Origin of the sequence: Pseudomonas sp. TH04 (genome assembly GCF_016651355.1) — a bacterium.
Classification (GTDB): domain Bacteria; phylum Pseudomonadota; class Gammaproteobacteria; order Pseudomonadales; family Pseudomonadaceae; genus Aquipseudomonas; species Aquipseudomonas fluorescens.
Genome location: NZ_JAEKEA010000001.1, coordinates 2,960,221 through 2,983,261 on the forward strand (window position 1 = coordinate 2,960,221; position 23,041 = coordinate 2,983,261).

Genomic DNA, 23,041 nt, shown 5'->3' on the forward strand with positions numbered 1-23,041 from the left:
ACCAATTTTATTTGAATTCCAATGCCAGAGCAGCGCACCACAACTCACCGCGCGCACTCTGGGGCAACAACTTCAGCTGACGTCCGTGGTCATGCGGCGTAATGGTAATGGTCAGGTCCGGCTTTGGCAAAAAGCCTGTGCCTTTATCTGGCCACTCGATCAGGCACAACGCATCTTCGTCAAAATAATCACGGATGCCCATGTACTCCAGTTCTTCAGGATCTACCAGGCGATAGAGGTCGAAGTGGAAGGCGCGAACATCACCGATCTCATAGGGTTCGACCAAAGTGAACGTAGGGCTTTTTACTGCCCCGGCGTGTCCCAACCCACGAATAATCCCACGAGACAGTGTGGTTTTTCCGGCCCCCAAGTCGCCCTCCAGGAAGATCAACCCGGCACCGGCCGTCACGTGGGCAATGCGATTCCCGAACGCGACCATGGCATCTTCATCTGCCAGGAAAAGGGTTACTTCAGACACGGCGACTGCTCCTCCAGCAATTGACGAATGGCAGGTATCAGGTCACTGGCAGCCAAGCCGCGACCATAGGTGCCCTGGCGATCCCCCGCTGTGGCGTGCAACCACACGGCCAGGCAGCTGGCTTCATAAGCCGGCATGCCCTGGGCAAGTAAGGCGCCCACCACACCACTCAGGACGTCACCCAAACCGGCGGTGGCCATCGCCGGGTGGCCTTGATCACAGCGTGAAACACGGCCGTCCGGGCTAGCAATCAAACTGCCATCACCCTTGAGAATAGCCACTGCATTGAATTTCTGGCTCAACGCGCGCGCCACCTTAAGGCGATCAGCCTGAACCTCGACTGTCGTGATGCCCATCAACCGCGCCGCCTCGCCAGGGTGTGGGGTAATCACGCTGTTGGCTGGAAGGCTTACGCCGCCCGCGGCCAACTGATTCAACGCATCGGCATCCCAGACTTGCGGCTGCTGGGCATTAGCGGCGACGGACAACAGGCTTTTACCCCAGGACGCCGCGCCCAGACCGGGGCCGATGACAATGACTGAGATTTTTTCCAGCAACCCCATCAACTGGTTGGCCGAACTCACGCCGACGGTCATGACTTCCGGCAAGCGCGCCAGTGCCGCCGGCACGTGTTCAGGCCGGGTCGCCAGGGACACCATGCCCGCGCCACTGCGCAGGGCGCTTTCGGCACTCAACAGTGCCGCACCGCCAAAGCCTCGGTCGCCGCCGATGACCAGCAGGTGGCCGAATTGGCCTTTATGGGCGTCCGGGGCGCGCGCAGCGAGTTGCGGCAAATGGCCGTGCAACAGCGGCTGTACGTCGGTTATTGCGTGTTTTGTCTGCGGCATGCGTCTTCAAGCTCCGATGTCTGGCAGAATTATACCTATCTAACCTGCGGTTTCCCTTGTCTCATGCCTGCCATCACCACCGATCTGCCCGCCCTCGCCCAATCGATCAAAGACTGGGGCCGCGAACTGGGCTTTCAACAAGTCGGCATCAGCGGCCTGGACCTGGCCGAGCATGAACAGCACCTGCAACGCTGGCTCGACGCGGGTTACCACGGCGAGATGGAATACATGGGCGCCCATGGCAGCAAACGCTCCCATCCCGATCAACTGGTGCCGGGCACTCTGCGCGTGGTGTCGCTGCGCATGGATTATCTGCCAGGCGACACCCAAATGGCGCAACTGCTGGCAAAGCCAGAGAAAGCCTACATATCCCGTTACGCCCTCGGCCGCGATTACCACAAGCTGATCCGCAAACGCGTGCAGCAACTGGCCGACCGCATTCAGGCACAGATCGGCCCGTTCGGCTTTCGCGCGTTTGTCGACAGCGCGCCCGTGCTGGAAAAAGCCATTGCCGAACAGGCAGGCCTGGGTTGGATCGGCAAAAACACCCTGGTACTCAATCGCAAGGCCGGCAGTTATTTCTTTTTGAGCGAACTGTTTGTCGATTTGCCCCTGCCGGTTGACGCCCCTCACACCAGCGAGCACTGCGGCCGCTGCACGGCCTGCCTGGACATCTGCCCCACTAATGCCTTCGTCGGCCCCTACGTACTGGACGCACGACGCTGCATTTCCTACCTGACCATCGAGCTCAAGAGCGCAATCCCGGAAGACCTGCGCCCACTGATCGGCAATCGCGTGTTCGGCTGCGATGACTGTCAGATCGTTTGCCCGTGGAATCGTTTCGCCCGCGCTACCGATGAGGGCGATTTCAAGCCCCGGCATAACCTGGATAACGCAGAACTGGCCGAACTGTTTATGTGGGACGAGGATAAATTCCTCACCAGCACTGAAGGCTCGCCCCTACGCCGCGCCGGTTATGAGCGCTGGCTGCGCAACCTGGCAGTGGGCCTGGGCAATGCGCCGTCGAGCATTCCCGTGCTCGAAGCCTTGAAGGCGCGGCGCGACTACCCCTCGGACCTGGTGCGCGAGCACGTGGAGTGGGCGCTGAACCAGCACGCTACACGCTAGTGTACGTCGTCGTTGTAGACGAATTTGGGCATTTCCCAGTGAAAACGGATCGCCAGCAGGCGCAATAGAAAGCCGCTGAACAAGGTGAGCAAAATCGCCTGCTCGCTGGGCAGTTCCAGGTACAGGCACAGCATGTAGAACCAGGCGGCAAGGAACGACACGCTGGCATACAGCTCACGACGGAAGATCAGCGGGATGTCGTTGCAGAAGATATCCCGCAGGATACCGCCGAACACCCCGGTAATAACGCCGCTGACCGAAGCCACCAGCATGCCGTGGCCCATTTCCAGTGCAGTCATGCAGCCAATCAGGGTGAAGGCCACCAACCCCACCGCATCGAGTGCCAGGAACAGCGAACGCAGGTGACGCATCAGCGGCGCAATAAAGATCGTCACCAGCGCGGCGATCGAGGTCAGCACCAGGTATTCCGGGTGTTTGACCCAGGTCAGCGGGTAATGCCCCAACAGCACATCACGCACCGAACCGCCGCCCAGCGCCGTGACGCAGGCGATCAGCACCACACCAAACCAGTCCATGCCGCGCCGACCCGCGGACAGGGCGCCGGTCATGGCTTCGGCGGTGATGGCGATGAGGTAGAGCATCAACAACATGATGGCGATCCTTGCAAAGAGGCCGGCAGTCTAATCATTTGCTGATGGCACCAAAAGAGGGCGCTTGGCGAAAGACCGAGGCACGCCCTTCGCGAGCAAGCCCGCTCCCACCTTTAACCGCGTCCGTCCATTGGAATGCGGTCGAAGGTGGGAGCGGGCTTGCTCGCGAAGACGCCGGGCCAGGCGCCACAGATTCAAGCCTTGATGAAATGCTTGCGGTAATGCTGCAGCTCGGCGATCGATTCGCGGATATCGTCCAGTGCCAAGTGAGTGCTGCCTTTATGGAAGCTGTCCTTCACTTCCGGCGCCCAGCGTGCCGCCAGCTCTTTCAAGGTGGACACATCCAGGTTGCGGTAGTGGAAGTAGCTTTCCAGCCCCTTCATGTGCGTATAAAGGAAGCGGCGGTCCTGGCAGATGCTGTTGCCGCAGATCGGCGACTTGCCCTTGGGCACCCATTTTTCCAGGAACGCGATGGTTTCGGCTTCCGCTTCAGCCATGCTGATACGGCTGTCGCGTACGCGCTGGGTGAGGCCGGAGTTGCCGTGGGTGCGGGTGTTCCACTCATCCATGGTGGCGAGGACGGCATCGCTGTGATGGATGGCGATCACCGGACCTTCGGCCAAGGTGTTGAGGTTGCTGTCGGTGACAATGGTCGCCATCTCGATGATGACGTCGGTGTCGGGGTTCAGACCGGTCATTTCCAGATCGATCCAAATCAGGTTCTGTGGGTTTTGCATGGCTTGATTCTCTTGGCACCTTAGCGTAGCTGCGCAGTTTAGCAGGCGGGGCCGTGCTAGACTCGCGACCGTTTCACCCAACCTTTGCATTATCGACACGGAACACCAATGGCCAAACGCCAGCTCAATCGTCGCCAAAACTGGCGCATCGAAAAGATTCAAGGTGAGCGCGCTGCTCGCGCCGCCAAACGTGAATCCTCCGCCGTGGAAGCGCTCGAGGGCGGCGACCTGGGCCCCGAACAAACGGGCCTGGTGATCGCGCACTTTGGTGTGCAGGTCGAAGTCGAGGCGCTCGAAGGCGAACTCGCCGGCCAGGTATCCCGTTGCCACCTGCGCGCCAACCTGCCTGCGCTGGTGACCGGCGACAAAGTGGTCTGGCGCGCCGGCAACCAGGGCATCGGCGTTATCGTCGCCCAATTGCCGCGTACCACCGAACTGCGCCGGCCTGACAGCCGCGGCCAGCTCAAGCCGGTGGCGGCCAACGTCGACATGATCGTGATCGTGTTCGCGCCGCTGCCCGAGCCGCATGCCAACCTGATCGACCGCTATTTGGTCGCCGCCGAGCATGCGGGCATTCGCCCGTTGTTGCTGCTGAACAAATTCGACCTGATCGACGAGCAGAACGCCCCGGCGCTCAATGCGTTGCTGGCGGTCTATCGCACCCTGGGTTACCCGGTGCTGGAGGTCTCGGCACATCACGGCAACGGCATGGAACAGCTGCAACAGCAGTTGGACGGACGCATCAGCGTGTTTGTCGGCCAGTCTGGCGTGGGCAAGTCGTCGCTGGTCAACAGCCTGCTGCCGGAAGTCGACACCCGTGTCGGCCCGCTGTCGGAGCTGTCCGGCCAGGGCACTCACACCACCACCACTGCACGGCTGTTCCACTTCCCCGGCGGCGGTGAACTGATCGACTCCCCAGGGATTCGTGAATTCGGCCTCGGCCACGTCAGCCGCAGCGATGTGGAAGCGGGCTTCATCGAGTTCAACGACCTGATCGGCACCTGCCGCTTCCGCGATTGCAAACACGACCGCGAGCCGGGTTGTGCACTGCTCAAGGCCCTGGAAGATGGCCGCGTGCAGCAGCAGCGCATGAACAGCTACCGTTCGATTATTGCGAGTTTGCCTGAGAGCAGTTACTAAACTGCAGAGACAAAAAGGCCGCGATCATCGCGGCCTTTTTGCATGAGGGTTACGACCCGGGCGCCGGTGCAGGCGCCGTGGGATCTTTCACCCCGCCATCATCAAACAGGTTCAGTTTCTGCCGCAGCTCATGCGCCGGCAACGGCTCCTGCCCGGGTGGAATGGCGTTCGGATCAGCCGGCACTTCGCCTGGCGCCCCAGCACCTTGGTTCGGTGCCGATGGGGCCGCGCCTTGATCGCCTTCGATCGCACGCTGGGCTTTTTTGGTCAGCACCACGATATCGATCCGACGGTTGATCGGGTTGAACGGGTCCTTCGGATCGAATAGCTGCGAGGACGCAAAACCCACCACGCGCGCCACTTGCGGGTCCGGATAGCTGCCCGCCACCAGCGCACGCCGCGCAGCGTTGGCACGGTTGGCCGACAGTTCCCAGTTGCCGAAGTCGCCCTGCCCCGCATACGGCTTGGCGTCGGTGTGGCCACTGATGCTGATCTTGTTCGGCACCGCCTTGATCGTGTCGGCCATGGCCAGCAGGATGTCTTCAAAGTACGGCTTCAAACGCGCACTGCCGGAGTCGAACATCGGCCGGTTGGCGGCGTCGGTGATCTGGATGCGCAAACCTTCCGGGGTGATTTCGAAAGAAATCTGATCCTTGAATTTCAGCAGTTGCGGGTTTTCTTCAACCTTGGTCTGCAGTTCCTGCAGCAACAACTCGAGGCGCTCTTTCTCGACCTGCTCGGCCATGCTCTCAACAGTGTCGCGCTCGATCGGGATGTTTTCCTGCGGCGATTCGGTCTTGACCTCGGGGTTGATGGTGCGCTCGGGTGCCAGCTGCGGCGAGCCGCCCAGGTCAATCACAAAGGGTGTACCACTTTCCGAAAAGCCTATCGGGTCTTTGAAGTAACCGGCGATGGCGATTTTTTGTTCCGGCGTGGCGGTAGACATCAGCCACAGCACCAGAAAGAACGCCATCATCGCCGTCGCGAAGTCGGCGAAGGCGATTTTCCAGGCACCACCGTGGTGCCCCGCAGCGAAGCGCTTGACGCGCTTGATGATTATCGGCTGGTTGTTTTCCATGGTTTAGCGACCGCGAACCGCTTGTTCCAGCTCGGAGAAACTTGGGCGATGTTTCGGGTACAGCACCTTGCGCCCGAACTCCACTGCCAGCGATGGCGGCATACCGGACGCCGAAGCCACCAGGCACGCTTTGATCGCTTCGTAGAGGTTGACCTCTTCCTTGGCATCGTGGGCCAGGCAGGTAGCGAGCGGGCCGAAGAAACCATAGGCCGCGAGAATACCGAAGAAGGTACCGACGAGGGCTGCACCCACGTGCATGCCAATCGCCTTCTGGTCGCCTTCGCCCAGAGATGCCATGGTCACCACAATACCGAGTACCGCTGCGACGATACCAAAACCAGGCATGGCGTCGGCAACGCCGGTCACCGCGTGAGACGGGTGTTCCAGCTCTTCCTTGAGGCTGAACAGCTCCATGTCGAACAGGCCCTCCAGCTCATGGGGGGCCATGTTGCCGGAGGACATGATGCGCAGGTAATCACAGATGTAGGCGGTCATGCGCTCGTCTTTGAGCACGGCCGGGTACTTGGCGAAAATCGGGCTGGCGGCGGCGTCTTCAATGTCGCCTTCGATGGCCATCATGCCTTCACGGCGGCTCTTGTTGAGGATCTCGTAGACCAGCCCCAGCACTTCCAAATAGAAGGTGTGGGAGAAACGCGAGCTGAACATGCCCAGCGACTTCTTGATCACGTGCATGGTCATGTAGCCGGGGTTGGCCTGCAAGAATGCACCCAAGGCCGCACCGCCGATAATCATCACTTCGAAGGGCTGGATCAGCGCAGCAATTTTACCGTGGGACAGAACGTACCCACCGAGTACGCTTGCGAAGACGACGATGATGCCGATAATTTTAGCCATAGGGGATTGGTACTTGTGCCGTCGGGTTCATGGACATATTGGGTGCAGCCGAAAACTCTTGTTCTACTTATCGGCAAAACTGCGCCAGACTATAGCCCGTTAAGGCGAAAAGCCAATTCGGCCCGTTCCGGGCGTGTAGAACGCAAGTGATGATCGCGCCCCAATCATGGCTAATGAAACGACAGTCCCAAGTACAAAACCCACCACACTCGTTGCTTGGATCAAGCGCCTGGACGAGGTGCTGCTGCCCGTTCCCCAGGCCAGCCACGAGCGCGTGTGCAAAGCCATTCGCGATAGCCGCAGCTCGTTGCGAGATATTGCCGAGCTGATGCAACACAGCCCGGCGCTGGTGCTCAGCGTAATGCGCGAGGCCAATAGCCAGGCCCACGGCAGCCTGTCGGGGCCGGCGGAAAACCTTGAAGTCGCGCTTAACCGCCTGGGCCTGAAACGCGCCGAGGAACTGTTGGCGCGCCTGCCCTCTTTGCCGGAAAAAGACATCCCCGTAGCCCTTCGGCAACTGCTGCTGGTGAGCCAGCACGCTTCCCAGCAGGCCAACGGCTTGTTCGCCAGCCGCCTCGCGCGGTTGTGGCAAGACATTCACTGGGGCAGCTTGCTGTTTTTGTCGCCGCTGTGGCCGATGGCTGTCGCGTACCCCAAGCTCCTGGAAGAATGGGAACTGCGCGTTATTCATAAAGGCCAGTCGGCACGCCAGGTCGAGAAAGAACTGTTTGGTGTACGCCTGCTGGACTTGTGCCTCGGCTTGACCGAAGCCTGGCACCTGCCGATCTGGGTATCCCAGGGCTATAACCTGCTGCTGAGCGAGCAGCGCTTGCTGGTCAAGGCGCTGCACATCGCCCGTGAAGATGACGCGCTGCGCCACCAGCAATTACTGGATGCCGACCCCAACCTGCGGCGCTGGCTCAACCAGCCGGCCAACACCGTGCTACTGGCCAACGGCCTGGCGATGTCCGCCCAGGAATCGTGGACCTGCCCGCACACCGAGCGCTGGCAATACCTCACCGCGCTGTACTTGCAGGAGCCGTTGAGTGAGGTGCAGCAGCAGGTTCACCAGCAAGCGGTGACCAGCGCCCGCACCACCCTGATGCCCGATCTTTGGCACCCGGCGTTGTCACTGATCTGGCCGTGGCATGTGCAGAAAATCCATCGCGGCTTGTTGCCTGCAGCGCCTCCCACCGCTGAAGCCTTGGCCGTGTGGCGCAAGCGCTGCACCGAATTGCTGGTCGAGCCGAGCCGCTTTGCCAACGCCATGCACCTGACCACGTGCGCCAAAGAAGCCCTGGTCGCCAGCGGTATGCAACGGGTACTGCTGTTTATGGCCGACCGCGCCCTGAGCACCTTGCGCGTGCATCAAGCCGACGGTTTGCCCAGGGACGCCGCGAACCTGAGCCTGGATGTGGTCAACAGCACGCTGCTGCAGCGCTTGCTGGAAAAGTCCGCCCAGGTGCGCCTCACGCCGGACAACCACGCGCAATTTTCCGCGTTGTTACCGCCGGTCCTGCGTCGTTTGTTTACCGGCGAACACCTGCTGTTACGCTCCCTGAGCTGTAACGGTCGCGTGGTGATGCTGATGGTCGCCGACCAGGGCGGCGGTCCCTTCTCGGAAACCACCGTGCAGGCGTTCGGCAAAACCGCTCAATGCATCGAGAAAGCGCTGCACAGCTTTACCAACCGCAGCGCCTGATGCTTGCGCTACAATCGCCGTCTTTTATCGCCAACATTTGTGCCCAGGAGACCTCACATGCCTGACTTCTCTGGCTTGCCGCTGGTGATCGAATCCAGCGACCTGCTCGCTCAACTGGATGCCGAACACCTGATTGTGGTGGACCTCACCAGTGCCGCCCGCTACGCCGAAGGGCATATCCCCGGCGCGCATTTCGTTGACCCCAAACGCACCCAACTGGGCCAACCGCCCGCGCCAGGTTTGTTGCCGAACAAGGCCGAGCTGGAAAAACTGTTCGGCGAACTGGGGCACACCCCGGATGCCACCTATGTGGTCTACGACGACGAAGGCGGCGGCTGGGCCGGGCGTTTTATCTGGCTGCTCGACGTGATCGGCCACCAGAAATACCACTACCTGGACGGCGGCCTGCTGGCGTGGCTGGAAGGCCAGCACCCACTCTCCACCGAGGTGCCGGCGCCTGTCGGCGGCCCGGTCAGCCTGACCTTGCACGACGGCCCCACGGCCACCCGCGAATACCTGCAAAGCCGCCTCGGCGCGGCCGACCTGGGTATCTGGGACGCACGCGGCCCGCTGGAATATTCCGGTGAAAAGGTCCTCGCCGCCAAAGGGGGCCACATCCCCGGCGCGGTGAACTTCGAATGGACCGCCGGCATGGACAAGGCGCGCAACCTGCGCATCCGTCGCGACATGCCGCAAATCCTCGAAGACCTCGGGCTGACCAAAGACAAAGAAATCATCACCCACTGCCAGACTCACCACCGCTCTGGCTTCACCTACCTGGTGGCCAAGGCGCTCGGTTATCCGCGAGTCAAAGGTTATGCCGGTTCCTGGGGCGAATGGGGCAACCACCCCGACACCCCCGTTGAGATTTAAGGTTTAAGGACACTTAATGAAAAAGCAGTTGTTTATCCTCAGCCAATATTTGCTGCCGCACCACTTGCTGTCGCGCCTGGCCGGCTGCATTGCCGAGTGCCGTGTGCGCTGGTTCAAGAACGCCTTCACCAGCTGGTTCGCCAAGCGCTATCAAGTGGACATGTCCCAGGCGCTGGTCGAAGACCTGACCGCCTACGAGCATTTCAACGCGTTCTTCACCCGTGCATTGAAAGACGGCGCACGCCCGCTGGATCAAACCCCAGGCGCAGTACTGAGCCCGGCCGACGGCGCTGTCAGCCAGCTTGGCCCGATTGAACACGGCCGCGTATTCCAGGCCAAGGGCCACAGCTTCAGTGTGCTGGAACTGCTCGGCGGCGACGCGGCACTGGCTGCGCCCTTCATGGGCGGTGATTTCGCCACCATCTACCTGTCGCCGAAGGACTACCACCGCGTGCACATGCCGCTGGCCGGCACCCTGCGCGAGATGGTCTACGTGCCTGGGCGGATTTTCTCGGTGAACCAGACCACTGCCGAAAACGTGCCTGAGCTGTTTGCACGTAACGAGCGTGTTGTCTGCCTGTTCGACACCGAACGCGGGCCGATGGCAGTGGTGTTGGTCGGTGCAATGATCGTGGCGTCGATTGAAACCGTATGGGCCGGTTTGGTTACGCCGCCGAAGCGCGAGCTGAAAACCTTCCGCTACGACGAAGCCGCCCGCGCGCCGATCCACTTGGAAAAAGGTGCGGAACTGGGTCGCTTCAAGCTGGGTTCGACCGCGATCGTGCTGTTCGGGCCGGATCAAGTGAAATGGGCAGAAGAATTGGCAGCGGGTACGCCTGTGCAGATGGGCCAGGGCATCGCACTGCCCAAGGCCTGATTCAAAGCCAATAGAAGATCAAAATGTGGGAGCGGGCTTGCTCGCGAATGCGGTGTGACAGTCAATAGAGATACCGACTGATCTACCGCATTCGCGAGCAAGCCCGCTCCCACTTTGATCAGGGTGCTTCAGTGATGTCGGCTTACAGCTGACCGTCGCGGTCACGCAAGCCCAGCAGGTACAGCACGCCGTCCAGCCCCAAGGTCGAAATCGCCTGCTTGGCCGATTGCTTGACCAGCGGCTTGGCGCGAAACGCCACACCCAAGCCGGCAATTGCCAGCATCGGCAAGTCATTGGCGCCGTCACCGACCGCAATGGTCTGTTCCAGACGCAAACCTTCCTTGTGGGCCAGTTCCTTCAGCAGATCCGCCTTACGCTGTGCGTCGACAATCGGCTCGACGGCCACGCCGGTCACCTTGCCATCCACCACTTCCAGCTCGTTGGCGAACACATAGTCGATGCCCAGCTTGGCCTGCAGCTGCTTGGCAAAATAGGTAAACCCGCCCGACAGGATTGCGGTTTTATAGCCCAGGCGCTTGAGTTCGGCGAACAGGGTTTCGGCGCCTTCGGTCAGGCGCAACGAAGCCCCGATGGAATCCAGCACGCTGACATCCAGGCCCTTGAGCAGTGCCAGGCGCTCCTTGAAGCTCGCGCGAAAGTCCAACTCGCCGGCCATCGCGCGCTCGGTGATGGCGGACACCTGCTCACCCACGCCAGCGGCCTTGGCCAACTCGTCGATGACTTCAGCTTCGATCAGGGTCGAGTCCATGTCGAACACCGCCAGGCGGCGGTTACGGCGGAACAGCGAATCTTCCTGGAAGGCGATATCGACATTCAGCTCCTGGGCTACGCTCAGGAACTCGGCGCGCAGGGCTTGGGGGTCAGCCGGCTCGCCGCGCACGGAGAACTCGATGCAGCCCTTGCCCTTGTCGGCGGGCGTGTCCAATGGCATGCGACCCGACAAACGGTCGATATGGTCGATATTCAGGCCGTACTGCGCGGTGATTGAGCTGACCCGCTGCAATTGCTCGGCGGTCACCTTGCGAGTCAGCAAGGTCACGATGTGGCGCTTTTTGCCCTGGCCGTCGACCCAGTGTTGGTAATCCGCCTCGGAGACCGGGGTGAAACGCACCTGTTGATCCAGCTTATACGCCGTAAACAGGATGTCTTTGAGCACAGAAGACGCCTGCTCAGTGCTCGGGATTTCCACGAGGATCCCGAACGAAAGCGTGTCGTGGATCACCGCCTGGCCGATGTCGAGAATGCTCACACCACCCTGGGCCAGGACACCGGTAATGGCTGCAGTGAGACCCGGTCGGTCAAGACCTGTGATGTTTATCAGGACAATTTCGCGCAAAGCGCACCCCCAGGCTGGAAAAAAACCGCATTCTACCCACTTTCAGTGACCATCGGGCACAGCCAGCGCTTTGCCGGTTCTAGGCCTGTCGCTATACTGCGCGTCAACTTCACGGACCAAGAGCCGAGCGCAAGTGAACCGGCCCACGCCAGTAAAAACCGATAACTTCTTCCTGCTGATCTTCCGGGCACTGCGCCACCGCCGTGTACCGATCGCATTACGCATCGCCAGCCATAACGTGATCCTGGTCGCTCTGGCCTTGGTGATCTACGCCTGCGTGATGGGTTTGCAGTTCAAGCAGGCCATGCACGAGCAAGCCGACGCCCTGGGCGAAAGCTTGACTACCCAGACCGCCACTTCGGCGACTGAGCTGTTGGTGTCCAACGACATCCTCAGCCTCAACGTGCTGCTCAATAACCTGACCAAGAACCCGCTGGTGGCCCACGCCGCCATCTATAGCGTGGACAACCGGATCATGGCCGAAGCCGGGCAGCGCCCGAAAAACGGCCTGCTAGGTGAAGCCGAAGGCCTGTACCAGAGCAATATCACGTTTCAGGACGTGAAAGCGGGCCAACTGCGTATCAGCCTCGACATGCAGCAATTCCAGCAGCCGATGACCATCAGCCTGCAAAGCATGGGCATTCTCAGCGCGATCCTGCTGGCATTGGCCCTGGCCTTGAGCTTGCGCCTGGGCCGGCACATTTCCACGCCATTGATGCAACTGCGCATTTGGCTGCGCGACATCGACGAACATACCCCGGCCACCGACCGCCAGGATGAGATCGGCGACCTCGCCCGCCAGCTGCACGCCAGCTTCGCCCCGGAACCTGTGATCGTGCCAAAGGCTGAACCCGAGCCGGAATACGACGACACCGATTACGACGACGAGCCCGAGTTTGAAGTGCGCGACCTGCGCGACCCAGGCTTTGACGAAAGTGCACCGGTGGCCGGCCTCAAGCCTGCCACACGCCAGGTGATCAAGGCCGAGGAAGATGAACTGGATGATGAAGACCCGTTCTCCGACCTGCGCGACACCTCGGCCGCCGCGCCCGTTGTCGCACCCAAGCCTGAGCCGGTGAAAAACACTGAGCCGCAGCACAGCGCCGTACTGGCTGTGCAATTGGGCGCCCAGGACCAACTGCGCCGCCTGCCCCGCGCCCGCCTGACAGAATTGCTGGAACGCTACCGCGACTGCCTCGACCAGGCCGCCTCGCTCTATCAGAGTGAACTGCACACCCTGAACGATGGCAGCACGCTGATGCTGTTCCACAGCGAAGACAGCGGCGAAGACTACCTGACCAACGCCATCTGCTGCGGCGAACTGCTGCGCGCCCTGGGCCATGCCCTGCAGATTGAAGTGGCTGACAGTGGCATTACGTTGCAACTGCAACTGGGCCTGACGGTGGGTGACGATCTGTTCGGCATGAGCCAGATCGACCTGCTGCTGACCGAAATTGCCCAGGATGCACTGGCCTTGTCTCAACACAGCCGCAACCTGCTGCTGGTGGAGCGCAAGATCAGCGAAGATGCCCTGATCCGCCAGCGCGCCCGTATCCGCCCGATTGCCAGCCCTGAAGGCGCAAGCTGCGTGGAGCGGTTGATGGAACCGTACCCGTCGATGCTTGAGCGCCAGTTGGCGCGGATGCACGAGACCCGTGCCAAGCCCTAACCAACATCGATGGATCAATGTGGGAGGGGCTTGCTCCCGATAGCGGGGTGTCAGTCAGCACATGCATTGGCTGACTCACCGCTTTCGGGAGCAAGCCCCCTCCCACATTTGGTCTGTGCCAAGCTTCGAATCGCAGACAAACAAAAAGGCCCGCTGAGTCAGCGGGCCTTTTTTGTGGGTCGGTTTCAGGTCAGAACCTGAACACTTCCATATCCGTACGAATCGGCGTTGCCATCGGCATCTTCGGCCTTTGCGGCGCTGCCGGCTTGGCCTGGGCCGGGGCCTGCTTACGCGGCGCCTCGGCAATCGGCGGCTGGTTGGCCAATGGCTTGAGCGCCACCGACAACTGCTGCGCCAAATGCTGCAACAGCACGCCCTGGGCCTGGACCTGGGACGCGGTGGTGCCGGTGTGTTCTTCCTGCAGATGCACGATGCGGTTATCGCGCACTTGCCCACGACGGTCGATCAGACGCCACTGCGCATCCAGGATCGCCGGCTGCGAAGCACCGGAGTCGAGCCGGGTAATCGTCAGCAACACCTGCACATCCGGAGTGAAGCCGGCTGGCGCAGGTGCAAGCACCACACGCTGGCTGTCCAACTGGCCTGCAACCTGGCGCAGCAACAGTTGGTTGATATCGGACGACAAACTGCCCGCCCAACGGCCATCTGTGGAACCTTGCAGGCTGCCGTCGTTCTGACGTTGCAGCAGGGTTTCACGTTGCAGGTAATCGGCAACGACTACCGGGCCAAGCAATACGGCCATACCCGCTGTTTGAGCGGGCTGAGCCGGACTTCCGCTGTCCAGCTGGTACAGCGACACAGGCTGGTGTGTGCTGCAACCCGCCAGCCCCAAAAGGCCAGCGAGCATCAAAATTAAAGGAAGGCGTGGAGCAGTCATCATCCCATCCAGGTGGCTGCCACAAGGCGAACCACAATGTAATACTAAAAATAACCTAAACACGCTCGGCCACGCCGGCGCTGGAAAGGCCATATCATCCGTGAATATGCGCCCTGACTCCAGCGCCAAAGCGTCGATCTACGCGTTAAATCGTAGATCGAGGGCTCTAATCGGCGTTAAACAGGCGTTTCCACGAGCAAAGCATCCACTCGCTGGAAACCCCGCGGCAGTTTGTTGCCGCGTCGGCCACGCTCTCCCTTGTAGTGTTCAAGGTCGTCAGGGCGCAACGACAGCGTGCGCTTGCCGGCCTGGAGCACCAGGGTTGAACCTTCCGGGATCACGGCGATGTCGGTCACGTACTCTTCGCGACTGGCCACACGCTCCCCAGGAATCCCGATAATCTTGTTGCCCTTGCCTTTGCCCAACTGCGGCAAGTCGCTGATCTTGAACACCAGCAAACGCCCTTCAGTGGTCACCGACGCCAGCCAGTTACTCTCGCGGTCGTCCACGGTGCGCGGCAGGATCACCTTGGCGTTGTTGGGCAAGCTCAACAATGCCTTGCCTGCCTTGTTCTTGGCCTGCAGGTCTTCGCCCTTGACCACAAACCCGTAACCCGCGTCGGAAGCGATCACATACAGCGAATCATCGTCCGGCAGCAGCACGCACTCGAAATTCGCCCCCGGCGGCGGTGTGAGGCGCCCGGTCAATGGCTCGCCCTGCCCGCGTGCCGAGGGCAAGGTGTGCGCCGGCACCGAATAACTGCGCCCGGTAGAGTCGATAAACACCGCAAACTGGTTGGAACGCCCGGCCGCAGCGGTCTTGAAACCATCACCCGCCTTGTAGGAAAGGCCGGTGGCGTCAATATCATGCCCCTTGGCGGAACGGACCCAGCCCTTTTCCGACAGAACGACGGTAATTTTCTCGTTAGGTAGCAGCTCGGTTTCTGTCAGCGCTTTGGCTTCAGCACGCTCGACGATGGGCGAGCGGCGATCATCGCCATAGGTTTCGGCGTCTTTGATCAGCTCGCTGCGCACCAGCTTCTTGAGCTTGGCTTCGCTGCCCAACAGGGCTTGCAGCTTGGCTTGCTCTTTGAGCAGCGCATCTTGCTCATCACGCAGCTTCATTTCTTCCAGTCGCGCCAACTGACGCAAGCGGGTGTCGAGGATGTAGTCAGCCTGGATCTCGCTCAGCTCGAAACGCGCGATCAGCTCGGCTTTCGGGTGCTCGGCGGTACGGATGATGTGGATCACTTCGTCCAGGTTGAGGTAGGCAATCAGCAAACCGTCCAACAGGTGCAAGCGACGCTCAACCTTGTCGAGACGGAATTGCAGGCGCCGACGCACGGTCTGCACGCGGAACTCCAGCCACTCCACCAGCAGGTTGCGCAGGTTTTTCAGCTGCGGCTTGCCGTCCAGGCCGATGATGTTGACGTTGACCCGGTAGCTGGACTCCAGGTCGGTGCTGGCAAACAGATGCTGCATCAGCACTTCGTGGTCGACGCGACTATTGGTCGGGATGATCACAATGCGGCATGGGTTTTCGTGGTCAGACTCGTCACGCAGGTCCGCAACCTGCGGCAATTTCGACGGTTTGGCCTGCATCAGCGCAGCGATCTGCTCCAGTACCTTGGCACCGGACACCTGATGCGGCAGCGCGGTGACGATAATGTCGCCATCTTCGATGTGATAAACCGCGCGCATGCGCACCGAGCCCTTGCCGGTCTCGTACATCTTCAGCAGGTCGGCGCGCGGCGTGATGATTTCCGCTTCGGTCGGGTAATCCGGGCCCTGGATATGCTCGCAGAGCTGCTCGACCGTGGCTTTTGGCTCGTCAAGCAGGCGCACGCAGGCGGTGGCCACTTCACGCAGGTTGTGCGGCGGCACGTCAGTGGCCATGCCGACCGCAATGCCGGTGGTGCCATTGAGCAGGATATTCGGCAAACGTGCCGGCAACACCAGGGGTTCGTCGAGGGTGCCGTCGAAGTTCGGCCCCCAGTTCGCAGTGCCCTGCCCCAATTCGCTGAGCAACACTTCCGAATAACGCGACAGGCGCGCCTCGGTATAACGCATGGCCGCGAAGGACTTGGGATCATCCGGCGCACCCCAGTTACCCTGCCCGTCCACCAAGGTGTAGCGGTAGCTGAACGGCTGGGCCATCAGCACCATGGCTTCATAGCACGCGGAGTCGCCGTGGGGGTGGAACTTACCGAGCACGTCACCGACGGTACGCGCCGACTTCTTGTGCTTGGAATCAGCGTCCAGGCCCAACTCACTCATGGCGTAGATGATGCGCCGTTGTACCGGCTTCAGGCCGTCGCCGATATGCGGCAAGGCACGGTCCATGATCACGTACATGGAGTAGTTGAGGTAGGCATTTTCGGTGAAGTCAGCCAGCGATCGGCGTTCTACGCCATCTAAGCTGTCTGCGAGGATGTCACTCATGCGGGCCTCATCATTGTTTGGTCTGGCGCAGCAGCAATGTGCCGCTGCGCTGGGTAAATTCAAGTTGTTTCAATGCACTCATGCCTAACAGCACCTGTTCCCCGCCCAAGCCCGGCGCAACCAGCGCACGCACGTCCTGAAGGACGATATCGCCCAGTTTCAGGCGGTCGAGGTGGGTGCGGTAGCCCTGACTCCGCCCATTGGCGGTGCTCAAGGTCACCGGCATGCCACGTTTGAGCCCGAGACGGTCGGCCAATTCGGCTGGAACCGCCACGTCGGTCGCCCCGGTGTCGAGCATAAACTCCACCGGTTGACCGTTGATCTGGCCGCTGGCAACAAAATGGCCTTGGCCGTTGCCCAGCAATTTCACTTCGATGTAACCCTCGTGCTGCTCCGAGGTCACTACGGCATTGGGGTTTTCCTGACGCGCTTCCCATTGCCCAAAAAACCGTGTGGCCAAAAACAGCCCCGCGCCCCACGCCACGAACATCAACACACGTCCGGCGCGCTTGCCGGGCGGTTGTGCACTCATGGCTGAGCGCCCCAGCCACCGGCCGGCGCGGCAAAACGGTAGACGATCGGGCGTTTTTCACCATCGGCGCGAGGGCCGAAATTGTTGTCGATCCCCAGCCAGGCTCCGTCGGCATCCATCACCAGCGCTTCGGCCAGACCATAAGGCTGGGCATAACGCCGCTCCGGCGTCAGGGTCTCGTCGGCAAACGACCAGCACAACTCGACTTTTGCAGTGACCGCATCGCGCCGGCAAATCTGGAACGCATTGCGCTCCAGGGTAAACAGCTTGCCGTTGAACAGCGCGAGGTCGGCAAAATCCTTGGACACGGCCTTGGCGTGGACGAACTGCGCCGGCTGCACTTCCTGCCCGGCCTCACTCAGCAACACACAAGGCCCCTCACAATCCCACACGCTTTGCCCACGCTTGATCGAGATCAAGCCACGTCGCTCACGCTCGGCGGCCAGCCAGATCTGATTGCCTTGCGGGTTGATCGCCAGGCCTTCGAACAAGGCATTGAAATGCAGCAGCATGCCGCTGGCCCGCGCTTCGCGCACCATGCCCGGGGCGATTTTCAACCACTGCGGCGCACCACTCACCGGCACGTGCAGCACCGCCGCATGGGCTTCGCTGACAATGTAGCGGTCACCGGCGGCATCGCAGGTGATGCCTTCAAAGTCCAGGTCACCACCGCGAATGAACGAAGCAGCCTTGGTGCGCGAGCGCAGCCCCCACGGTAAACCGGACTCCGGCACCGGCGGCACGTCGATTTTCAGCGCTTCGGCCTTCCAGGTCGGCGCGCTGATATCGAGGCGGTAGATCTGGTCGTCATCACGGTCAGAAACGGTCCACAGCGCTTTGCCACACAGGGCCAGGCCCGACAGGTTACCGCCGCGCATGCCGTCCACCGGGTGTTCGGACACGAGTTTAAGCTCAACGGCGGGCGCGGCGACCACCTCGGTGGCCGCCAACCCGCTCAACATCAGGATCGCCAGGGCGAAACCTGTGCGCATCAGCCCAGAACCTCGGCCAGGTTGCCTTTGGACTCCAGCCAGGCTTTGCGATCCGGTGCACGCTTCTTGGCCAGCAACATGTCCATCATTTCCGATGTGCCGGCGAAGTCTTCCAGGGTCAATTGCACAAGGCGCCGAGTGTTCGGGTCCATGGTGGTTTCGCGCAGCTGCGGCGGGTTCATCTCACCCAGGCCTTTGAATCGTGTGACCTGTGGTTTGCCGCGCTTTTTCTCGGCGACCAGACGGTCGAGGATGCCATCGCGCTCGGCTTCGTCCAGGGCGTAGAAAATCTCTTTACCCATGTCGATACGGTACAGCGGTGGCATCGCGACGTAGACGTGACCGGCATCCACCAGTGGGCGGAAGTGCTGGACGAACAGCGCGCACAGCAACGTGGCAATGTGCAGGCCGTCGGAGTCGGCGTCGGCGAGGATGCAGATCTTCCCGTAGCGCAGTTGGCTGATGTCTGCCGCGCCCGGATCGACACCAATGGCCACGGCAATGTTGTGCACTTCCTGGCTGGCCAGGACTTCGCTGCCGTCGACTTCCCAGGTGTTGAGGATCTTGCCGCGCAACGGCAGGATCGCCTGGAACTCTTTGTCCCGTGCTTGCTTGGCGGAACCGCCGGCGGAGTCGCCTTCCACCAGGAACAGCTCGGAACGCATCGGGTCTTGCCCGGCGCAATCGGCCAGTTTGCCCGGCAGTGCCGGGCCCGCCGTAATGCGCTTGCGCTCGACCTTTTTGCTGGCTTTGAGGCGACGGCCGGCGTTGTTGATCGCCAGTTCCGCCAGGGCCAGACCCAGTTCCGGGTGTTCGTTGAGCCACAGGCTGAAGGCGTCCTTGACCACACCGGACACAAACGCCGCCGCCTCACGGGACGACAGTCGCTCCTTGGTCTGGCCAGAGAATTGCGGCTCCTGCATCTTCATCGACAGCACGAACGCGATGCGCTCCCACACGTCTTCCGGCGCCAGCTTCACGCCACGCGGCAACAGGCTGCGGTACTCACAGAATTCGCGCATGGCATCCAGCAAGCCCTGGCGCAAACCATTGACGTGGGTGCCGCCCTGAGCGGTGGGGATCAGGTTGACGTAACTTTCCTGCACGCTGTCGCCACCTTCGGGCAACCACAGCAGCGCCCAGTCGACCGCTTCTTTATTACCGGCCAGGCTGCCGCAGAACGGCTCGTTGGGCAGGCGTTCGAAGTCGCTGACGGAGTCTTCCAGGTAGGAGCGCAGGCCGTCTTCATAGTGCCACTCGACCTTTTCGCCGGTGCCTTTGTCTTCAAAGCTGACCAGCAGGCCCGGGCACAGAACAGCCTTGGCCTTGAGCACGTGCTTGAGGCGGCTGATCGAGAATTTTGGCGAATCGAAGTATTTAGGGTCCGGCGCGAAGTACACGCTGGTGCCGGTGTTGCGCTTGCCGACGGTGCCGATCACTTCCAGGTCGGTGGCTTTGTAGCCATCGGCGAAGGTCATCTGGTACTCGTTGCCGTCGCGCTTGACCTTGACCCGCACCAGCGTGGACAGGGCGTTGACCACCGAAATACCCACACCGTGCAAGCCACCGGAGAACTGGTAGTTCTTGTTGGAGAACTTGCCGCCGGCGTGCAGCTTGGTGAGGATCAGCTCGACGCCCGACACACCCTCTTCCGGGTGAATGTCCACCGGCATGCCGCGACCATCGTCAGACACTTCCAGGGAATGGTCGGCATGGAGGATGACTTGTACCGACTTGGCGTGCCCGGCCAAGGCTTCGTCGACGCTGTTGTCGATGACTTCCTGGGCAAGGTGGTTCGGCCGACTGGTGTCGGTGTACATGCCGGGGCGTTTGCGCACCGGGTCGAGGCCCGAGAGGACTTCGATGGCGTCGGCGTTATAAGAGCTAGCGCTGGGAGTGGCCATGGGGTCTCGTCGTGAGTCGTTCGATTAAAAAGTAACCTGCGATTCTTACAGTGAAAAAAAATCGAAGGATTGATACTGATCAGGGCCAATGCCGGCAAAGCTCAACATTGCCGGCAATTGCTGGGCGAACCCTTGGTAACCATGGTCGCCACCGGCCTGGATGCGCAAGGCACAGGCTCGGTAATACTGTTGGGCGAGGCGATAGTCCAGTGTTTCATCGCCGGTCTGCAACCACACCTGATAACGCGCGGCATCCTGGGGCGCCGGGACTTCCAGCTCGGCCAGTGCCGTGACGTGATCGTGGGTCAATTCCCAGGTTTCATCGGTGTAGAGGTTCTTCTGGGTGCCCAGGTAACCGTCGAACATCCGATGAGGGCTGACCGCCGGGTTGACCAGCAGCGCCTTAAGGCCATGGCGTTCGGCAAGATGGGTTGCATAGTAGCCGCCGAGTGAGCTGCCGACCAGCAGCGGCCGACCCAGCTGTGCAATGGCCTCCTCCAACTGGGGAATCGCCTGGCGGGGGTGGTGATGCAGGGCCGGCACGCGCAATTGGTCGGCCAGGCCGAGGCTGTCCATCACCGTCTTCAGTTGGCTGGCCTTGTTGGACGCAGGCGCGCTGTTGAAACCGTGGATATACAAGATCGAAGCGGACATGCCGGGCTCTCCGTGCTTCAGCCAAAGAGGCGCAGTTTACAGGGATCGAGGGGGTGTGTGAGTACCCTGTTGTCCAGCCAGCGAAGAACCCACATTTGGCTCAGTGTTTGCAGCCGTTAATAGCCATTGCTGCCGTAATCGACGGTAAATTCGAACCCTTTAACCCGCTCCACGCCCGTCTCCAACCGTCCGTCGGCATGCAATCGCAGCCAGCGGTAACCCGGCGCCTGTTCGCTGACCTGGAAGTCTTCACTGCCCGGCGTGAACTGGATGCAGGTGGACGGCGACGCCAGCAGGCGCACGCCGTTGCGTTCGCGGTCGATTTCCTGGTGCACATGCCCCCAAAGCACCGCTTTGACCTGCGGAAAACGGTCGAGTACGGCAAACAGAGCGTCAGGGTTGCGCAGGCCGATGGGCTCCATCCAGGCACAGCCGATGGGCACCGGATGATGGTGAAAGCACACCAGGTGGTGCCGACTCGGCGCCTCGCTCAAGGCCTGGGCCAGCAATTGCAGTTGCTGGTCTTGCAGGTAGCCGGGCACTGAACCGGGAACTGCCGAATCCAGCAGGGTGACGCGCCAGTTGCCGATGTCGAGCACCGGCTCCAGCAGATCACTGTGCACGGCGGCGTGCGCCATGACCTGCGGCTCGTCGTGGTTGCCGGGAATCCAGCGCGCTGGCGCAGCAATCGGCCGGGTCAGGTCACGAAATTGTTGATAGGACTCAAGCGTGCCGTCCTGGGACAAATCCCCGGTTGCCAGCACCAAATCGATCTGCGGCTGCTGCTCGCGCACCAACTCGATCACCCGCCGCAGGCTCTCGCAGGTGTTCATGCCGAGCAGCGTGCCCTCGGCCTCGGCAAACAGGTGGCTGTCGGACAACTGCACCAGCAACGGCGGCGCATCAGGGTTCAAGGCGGATACGCTTGGCAAGGCGCTCTCCCAAGGCAATCACAGGAAATGGACATTTGGCGCGATTATGCTGGGGCAGCACACAAAGAGGAAAGCGGAGTAAGCAGACGCAGTTCACATCTACCGCACGACTTCGAACTCATGGCCCAGGGCCAGGCAGTGACTCAACCATTCACCGAGGAACACATTGAGCTGTGCTTTCTCATCGGGCTGGTGCATGAACACATTCGGGTAAGGATAGATGCTGCGAAAGCGCCGCGCATGTTCGGCGCTGATCACTTCGGCCATGCGCGCATCGTGATACACCTGGACTTCCAGCTGCGGCACCGGCAGCCACGGCAGGCTGTGTTCCTGGCGCACGCGCAGGGTGGTGGTGTACGGGCAGTTGACGATGACCTCAAGGGTCAGCACGCCGAGCATCTGGTCGCCATGGGTCACGGCAATGCGCCGCGCTTCGGGCGCGTGGCGCATGTCGGGAAGCAGGCGCATCAACCGCGCATAGTTGGCCTCGCAGGCGGCTTGCAGCCCGATCAGGTCGACTCGATAACGTTCCCGTGCCTTTACTGCCATAACCCCCTCACTTCCGCGCGATTAAGCGCAAGCCATTGCAGGGCGATAATGCTGGCTGCGTTGGAAATTTTGCCGTCACGCACCGCTTGCAGGGCATCTTCGAATGCCCAGGTGGTGACGCGGATATCTTCTGCCTCTTCTTCCAGTCCATGGACGCCACCCGCCCCGGCGCTGTCGCAACGGCCCAGGTACAAATGGACGAATTCAGTGCTGCCACCGGGCGACGGGAAATATTTGGTGATCGGCCACAGCGCGGAGAATGTCAGCCCAGCTTCCTCCTCGGCTTCGCGGTGTGCAACCTCCTCCGGCTCTTCATCCTTGTCGATCAGGCCGGCGACCATTTCCACCAGCCACGGGTTATCGGTACGGCCCATGGCGCCTACACGAAACTGCTCGATCAGCACCACTTGATCGCGCTGCGGATCGTAAGGCAACACGCACACCGCGTCATGCCGAACGAGGACTTCACGATTGATCAACCGGCTCATGCCGCCATCGAATTTTTCGTGGCGCAACTGCATGCGATCAAGCTTGTAGAAGCCCTGGTAAGCATTGTCATGCTGAACAATCTCGATCTTGTTCGGCGTCGACTTGGCAATGTCCGTCATGTCTGTCCTCGATGTACCCGTGCAATTCGCGCCATCCTAACGCGCTCCTGCCCGTTGGTGCAGCCCCTTTCCAGTTGCCGGGATAGACGGCGGACGTCAAACTCACTCTAATCAGCTTAGTGGCGAACTGACTGCTCTGTCGGCAGTCCAAGCGCTACTCTTTTCGCTTCCCATCGAT

At 61.1% G+C, this 23,041-nt stretch carries 22 protein-coding genes; 6 read left to right on the forward strand and 16 right to left on the reverse strand.

The features are described 5' to 3' along the window. Positions 1 to 7 precede the first annotated feature (7 nt). Complete coding sequence (gene tsaE, locus JFT85_RS13380; protein WP_201229962.1) at positions 8 to 478, reverse strand: tRNA (adenosine(37)-N6)-threonylcarbamoyltransferase complex ATPase subunit type 1 TsaE; 471 nt, start codon at positions 476 to 478, stop codon at positions 8 to 10. Then, entirely contained in the window at positions 466 to 1,326 is an 861-nt protein-coding gene (locus JFT85_RS13385; RefSeq protein ID WP_201229963.1) for an NAD(P)H-hydrate dehydratase, read from the reverse strand. Before JFT85_RS13385 ends, tsaE begins: the two co-directional genes overlap by 13 nt. A 63-nt stretch (positions 1,327 to 1,389) precedes the next feature. On the opposite strand from JFT85_RS13385, the gene queG reads away from it, so the two are divergent. Continuing rightward, positions 1,390 to 2,454 (forward strand): tRNA epoxyqueuosine(34) reductase QueG, encoded by a 1,065-nt coding sequence (gene queG / locus JFT85_RS13390; protein ID WP_053254044.1) that lies wholly within the window; start codon positions 1,390 to 1,392, stop codon positions 2,452 to 2,454. Here the strand turns inward: queG and JFT85_RS13395 are convergent. Both JFT85_RS13395 and orn read right to left on the reverse strand, forming a co-directional pair. Next, positions 2,451 to 3,068 (reverse strand): trimeric intracellular cation channel family protein, encoded by a 618-nt coding sequence (locus tag JFT85_RS13395; protein WP_169875734.1) that lies wholly within the window; start codon positions 3,066 to 3,068, stop codon positions 2,451 to 2,453. The genes queG and JFT85_RS13395 overlap by 4 nt on opposite strands. A gap of 191 nt (positions 3,069 to 3,259) precedes the next feature. Then, positions 3,260 to 3,802 (reverse strand): oligoribonuclease, encoded by a 543-nt coding sequence (gene orn / locus JFT85_RS13400; protein ID WP_003171343.1) that lies wholly within the window; start codon positions 3,800 to 3,802, stop codon positions 3,260 to 3,262. A 108-nt stretch (positions 3,803 to 3,910) separates the two neighbouring features. Between orn and rsgA the strand changes: the two genes are divergently transcribed. Next, positions 3,911 to 4,942, forward strand: a complete 1,032-nt coding sequence (gene rsgA / locus JFT85_RS13405; protein ID WP_032890468.1) for a small ribosomal subunit biogenesis GTPase RsgA — start codon at positions 3,911 to 3,913, stop codon at positions 4,940 to 4,942. A 49-nt stretch (positions 4,943 to 4,991) separates the two neighbouring features. Here rsgA and motB read toward each other — a convergent pair whose 3' ends face one another. Both motB and motA read right to left on the reverse strand, forming a co-directional pair. Beyond that, positions 4,992 to 6,020: a flagellar motor protein MotB gene (gene motB / locus JFT85_RS13410; protein ID WP_053254042.1), complete on the reverse strand. Its 1,029-nt coding sequence runs from the start codon at positions 6,018 to 6,020 to the stop codon at positions 4,992 to 4,994. A 3-nt stretch (positions 6,021 to 6,023) separates the two neighbouring features. Beyond that, positions 6,024 to 6,875: a flagellar motor stator protein MotA gene (gene motA / locus JFT85_RS13415; RefSeq protein WP_053254041.1), complete on the reverse strand. Its 852-nt coding sequence runs from the start codon at positions 6,873 to 6,875 to the stop codon at positions 6,024 to 6,026. 166 nt (positions 6,876 to 7,041) lie between these two features. Here motA and JFT85_RS13420 point away from each other — a divergent pair, with 166 nt between their 5' ends. The 3 genes from JFT85_RS13420 to asd are packed head-to-tail and all read left to right on the forward strand — an operon-like array spanning position 7,042 to position 10,327. Further along, positions 7,042 to 8,577, forward strand: a complete 1,536-nt coding sequence (locus JFT85_RS13420; RefSeq protein ID WP_053254040.1) for an HDOD domain-containing protein — start codon at positions 7,042 to 7,044, stop codon at positions 8,575 to 8,577. A gap of 57 nt (positions 8,578 to 8,634) precedes the next feature. Next, a complete protein-coding gene (locus tag JFT85_RS13425) occupies positions 8,635 to 9,450 on the forward strand; it encodes a rhodanese-like domain-containing protein (RefSeq protein ID WP_053254039.1) in 816 nt (271 codons plus the stop codon). A 16-nt stretch (positions 9,451 to 9,466) separates the two neighbouring features. After that, positions 9,467 to 10,327: an archaetidylserine decarboxylase gene (asd, locus tag JFT85_RS13430; protein WP_053254038.1), complete on the forward strand. Its 861-nt coding sequence runs from the start codon at positions 9,467 to 9,469 to the stop codon at positions 10,325 to 10,327. A gap of 142 nt (positions 10,328 to 10,469) precedes the next feature. Here the strand turns inward: asd and serB are convergent, their stop codons facing one another. After that, a complete protein-coding gene (serB, locus tag JFT85_RS13435; RefSeq protein WP_069550889.1) occupies positions 10,470 to 11,684 on the reverse strand; it encodes a phosphoserine phosphatase SerB in 1,215 nt (404 codons plus the stop codon). A 133-nt stretch (positions 11,685 to 11,817) separates the two neighbouring features. Here serB and JFT85_RS13440 point away from each other — a divergent pair, with 133 nt between their 5' ends. Further along, on the forward strand, positions 11,818 to 13,353 hold the full coding sequence (locus JFT85_RS13440; protein WP_201229965.1) for an AhpA/YtjB family protein: 1,536 nt from the start codon (positions 11,818 to 11,820) through the stop codon (positions 13,351 to 13,353). A 190-nt stretch (positions 13,354 to 13,543) separates the two neighbouring features. On the opposite strand, the gene JFT85_RS13445 is transcribed toward JFT85_RS13440, so the two are convergent. The 9 genes from JFT85_RS13445 to JFT85_RS13485 form a co-directional block, all read right to left on the reverse strand. Continuing rightward, positions 13,544 to 14,251 (reverse strand): PqiC family protein, encoded by a 708-nt coding sequence (locus JFT85_RS13445; RefSeq protein ID WP_078827666.1) that lies wholly within the window; start codon positions 14,249 to 14,251, stop codon positions 13,544 to 13,546. Positions 14,252 to 14,427: 176 nt separating this feature from the next. Next, positions 14,428 to 16,692, reverse strand: a complete 2,265-nt coding sequence (gene parC / locus JFT85_RS13450; RefSeq protein ID WP_053254034.1) for a DNA topoisomerase IV subunit A — start codon at positions 16,690 to 16,692, stop codon at positions 14,428 to 14,430. Between the two features lie 10 nt (positions 16,693 to 16,702). After that, positions 16,703 to 17,224: a retropepsin-like aspartic protease family protein gene (locus JFT85_RS13455; RefSeq protein WP_053254033.1), complete on the reverse strand. Its 522-nt coding sequence runs from the start codon at positions 17,222 to 17,224 to the stop codon at positions 16,703 to 16,705. After that, the gene (locus JFT85_RS13460; protein ID WP_053254032.1) at positions 17,221 to 18,216 is read right to left on the reverse strand and encodes an esterase-like activity of phytase family protein; all 996 of its coding nucleotides are present in this window, start codon (positions 18,214 to 18,216) and stop codon (positions 17,221 to 17,223) included. Before JFT85_RS13460 ends, JFT85_RS13455 begins: the two co-directional genes overlap by 4 nt. Continuing rightward, positions 18,216 to 20,120 carry a DNA topoisomerase IV subunit B gene (gene parE / locus JFT85_RS13465; RefSeq protein WP_053254031.1) on the reverse strand — a complete coding sequence of 635 codons (1,905 nt, stop codon included), beginning with the start codon at positions 20,118 to 20,120 and terminating at the stop codon, positions 18,216 to 18,218. Before parE ends, JFT85_RS13460 begins: the two co-directional genes overlap by 1 nt. A gap of 45 nt (positions 20,121 to 20,165) precedes the next feature. Beyond that, entirely contained in the window at positions 20,166 to 20,774 is a 609-nt protein-coding gene (locus JFT85_RS13470) for a YqiA/YcfP family alpha/beta fold hydrolase (RefSeq protein ID WP_201229967.1), read from the reverse strand. A 116-nt stretch (positions 20,775 to 20,890) separates the two neighbouring features. Further along, positions 20,891 to 21,706, reverse strand: coding sequence for a 3',5'-cyclic-AMP phosphodiesterase (gene cpdA, locus JFT85_RS13475; protein ID WP_069550884.1), 816 nt, complete (start codon positions 21,704 to 21,706; stop codon positions 20,891 to 20,893). A 99-nt stretch (positions 21,707 to 21,805) separates the two neighbouring features. Further along, complete coding sequence (locus tag JFT85_RS13480; RefSeq protein ID WP_017138485.1) at positions 21,806 to 22,255, reverse strand: DUF1249 domain-containing protein; 450 nt, start codon at positions 22,253 to 22,255, stop codon at positions 21,806 to 21,808. Further along, complete coding sequence (locus tag JFT85_RS13485) at positions 22,246 to 22,863, reverse strand: NUDIX domain-containing protein (RefSeq protein WP_053254028.1); 618 nt, start codon at positions 22,861 to 22,863, stop codon at positions 22,246 to 22,248. Before JFT85_RS13485 ends, JFT85_RS13480 begins: the two co-directional genes overlap by 10 nt. Between the last annotated feature and the right edge of the window lie 178 nt (positions 22,864 to 23,041).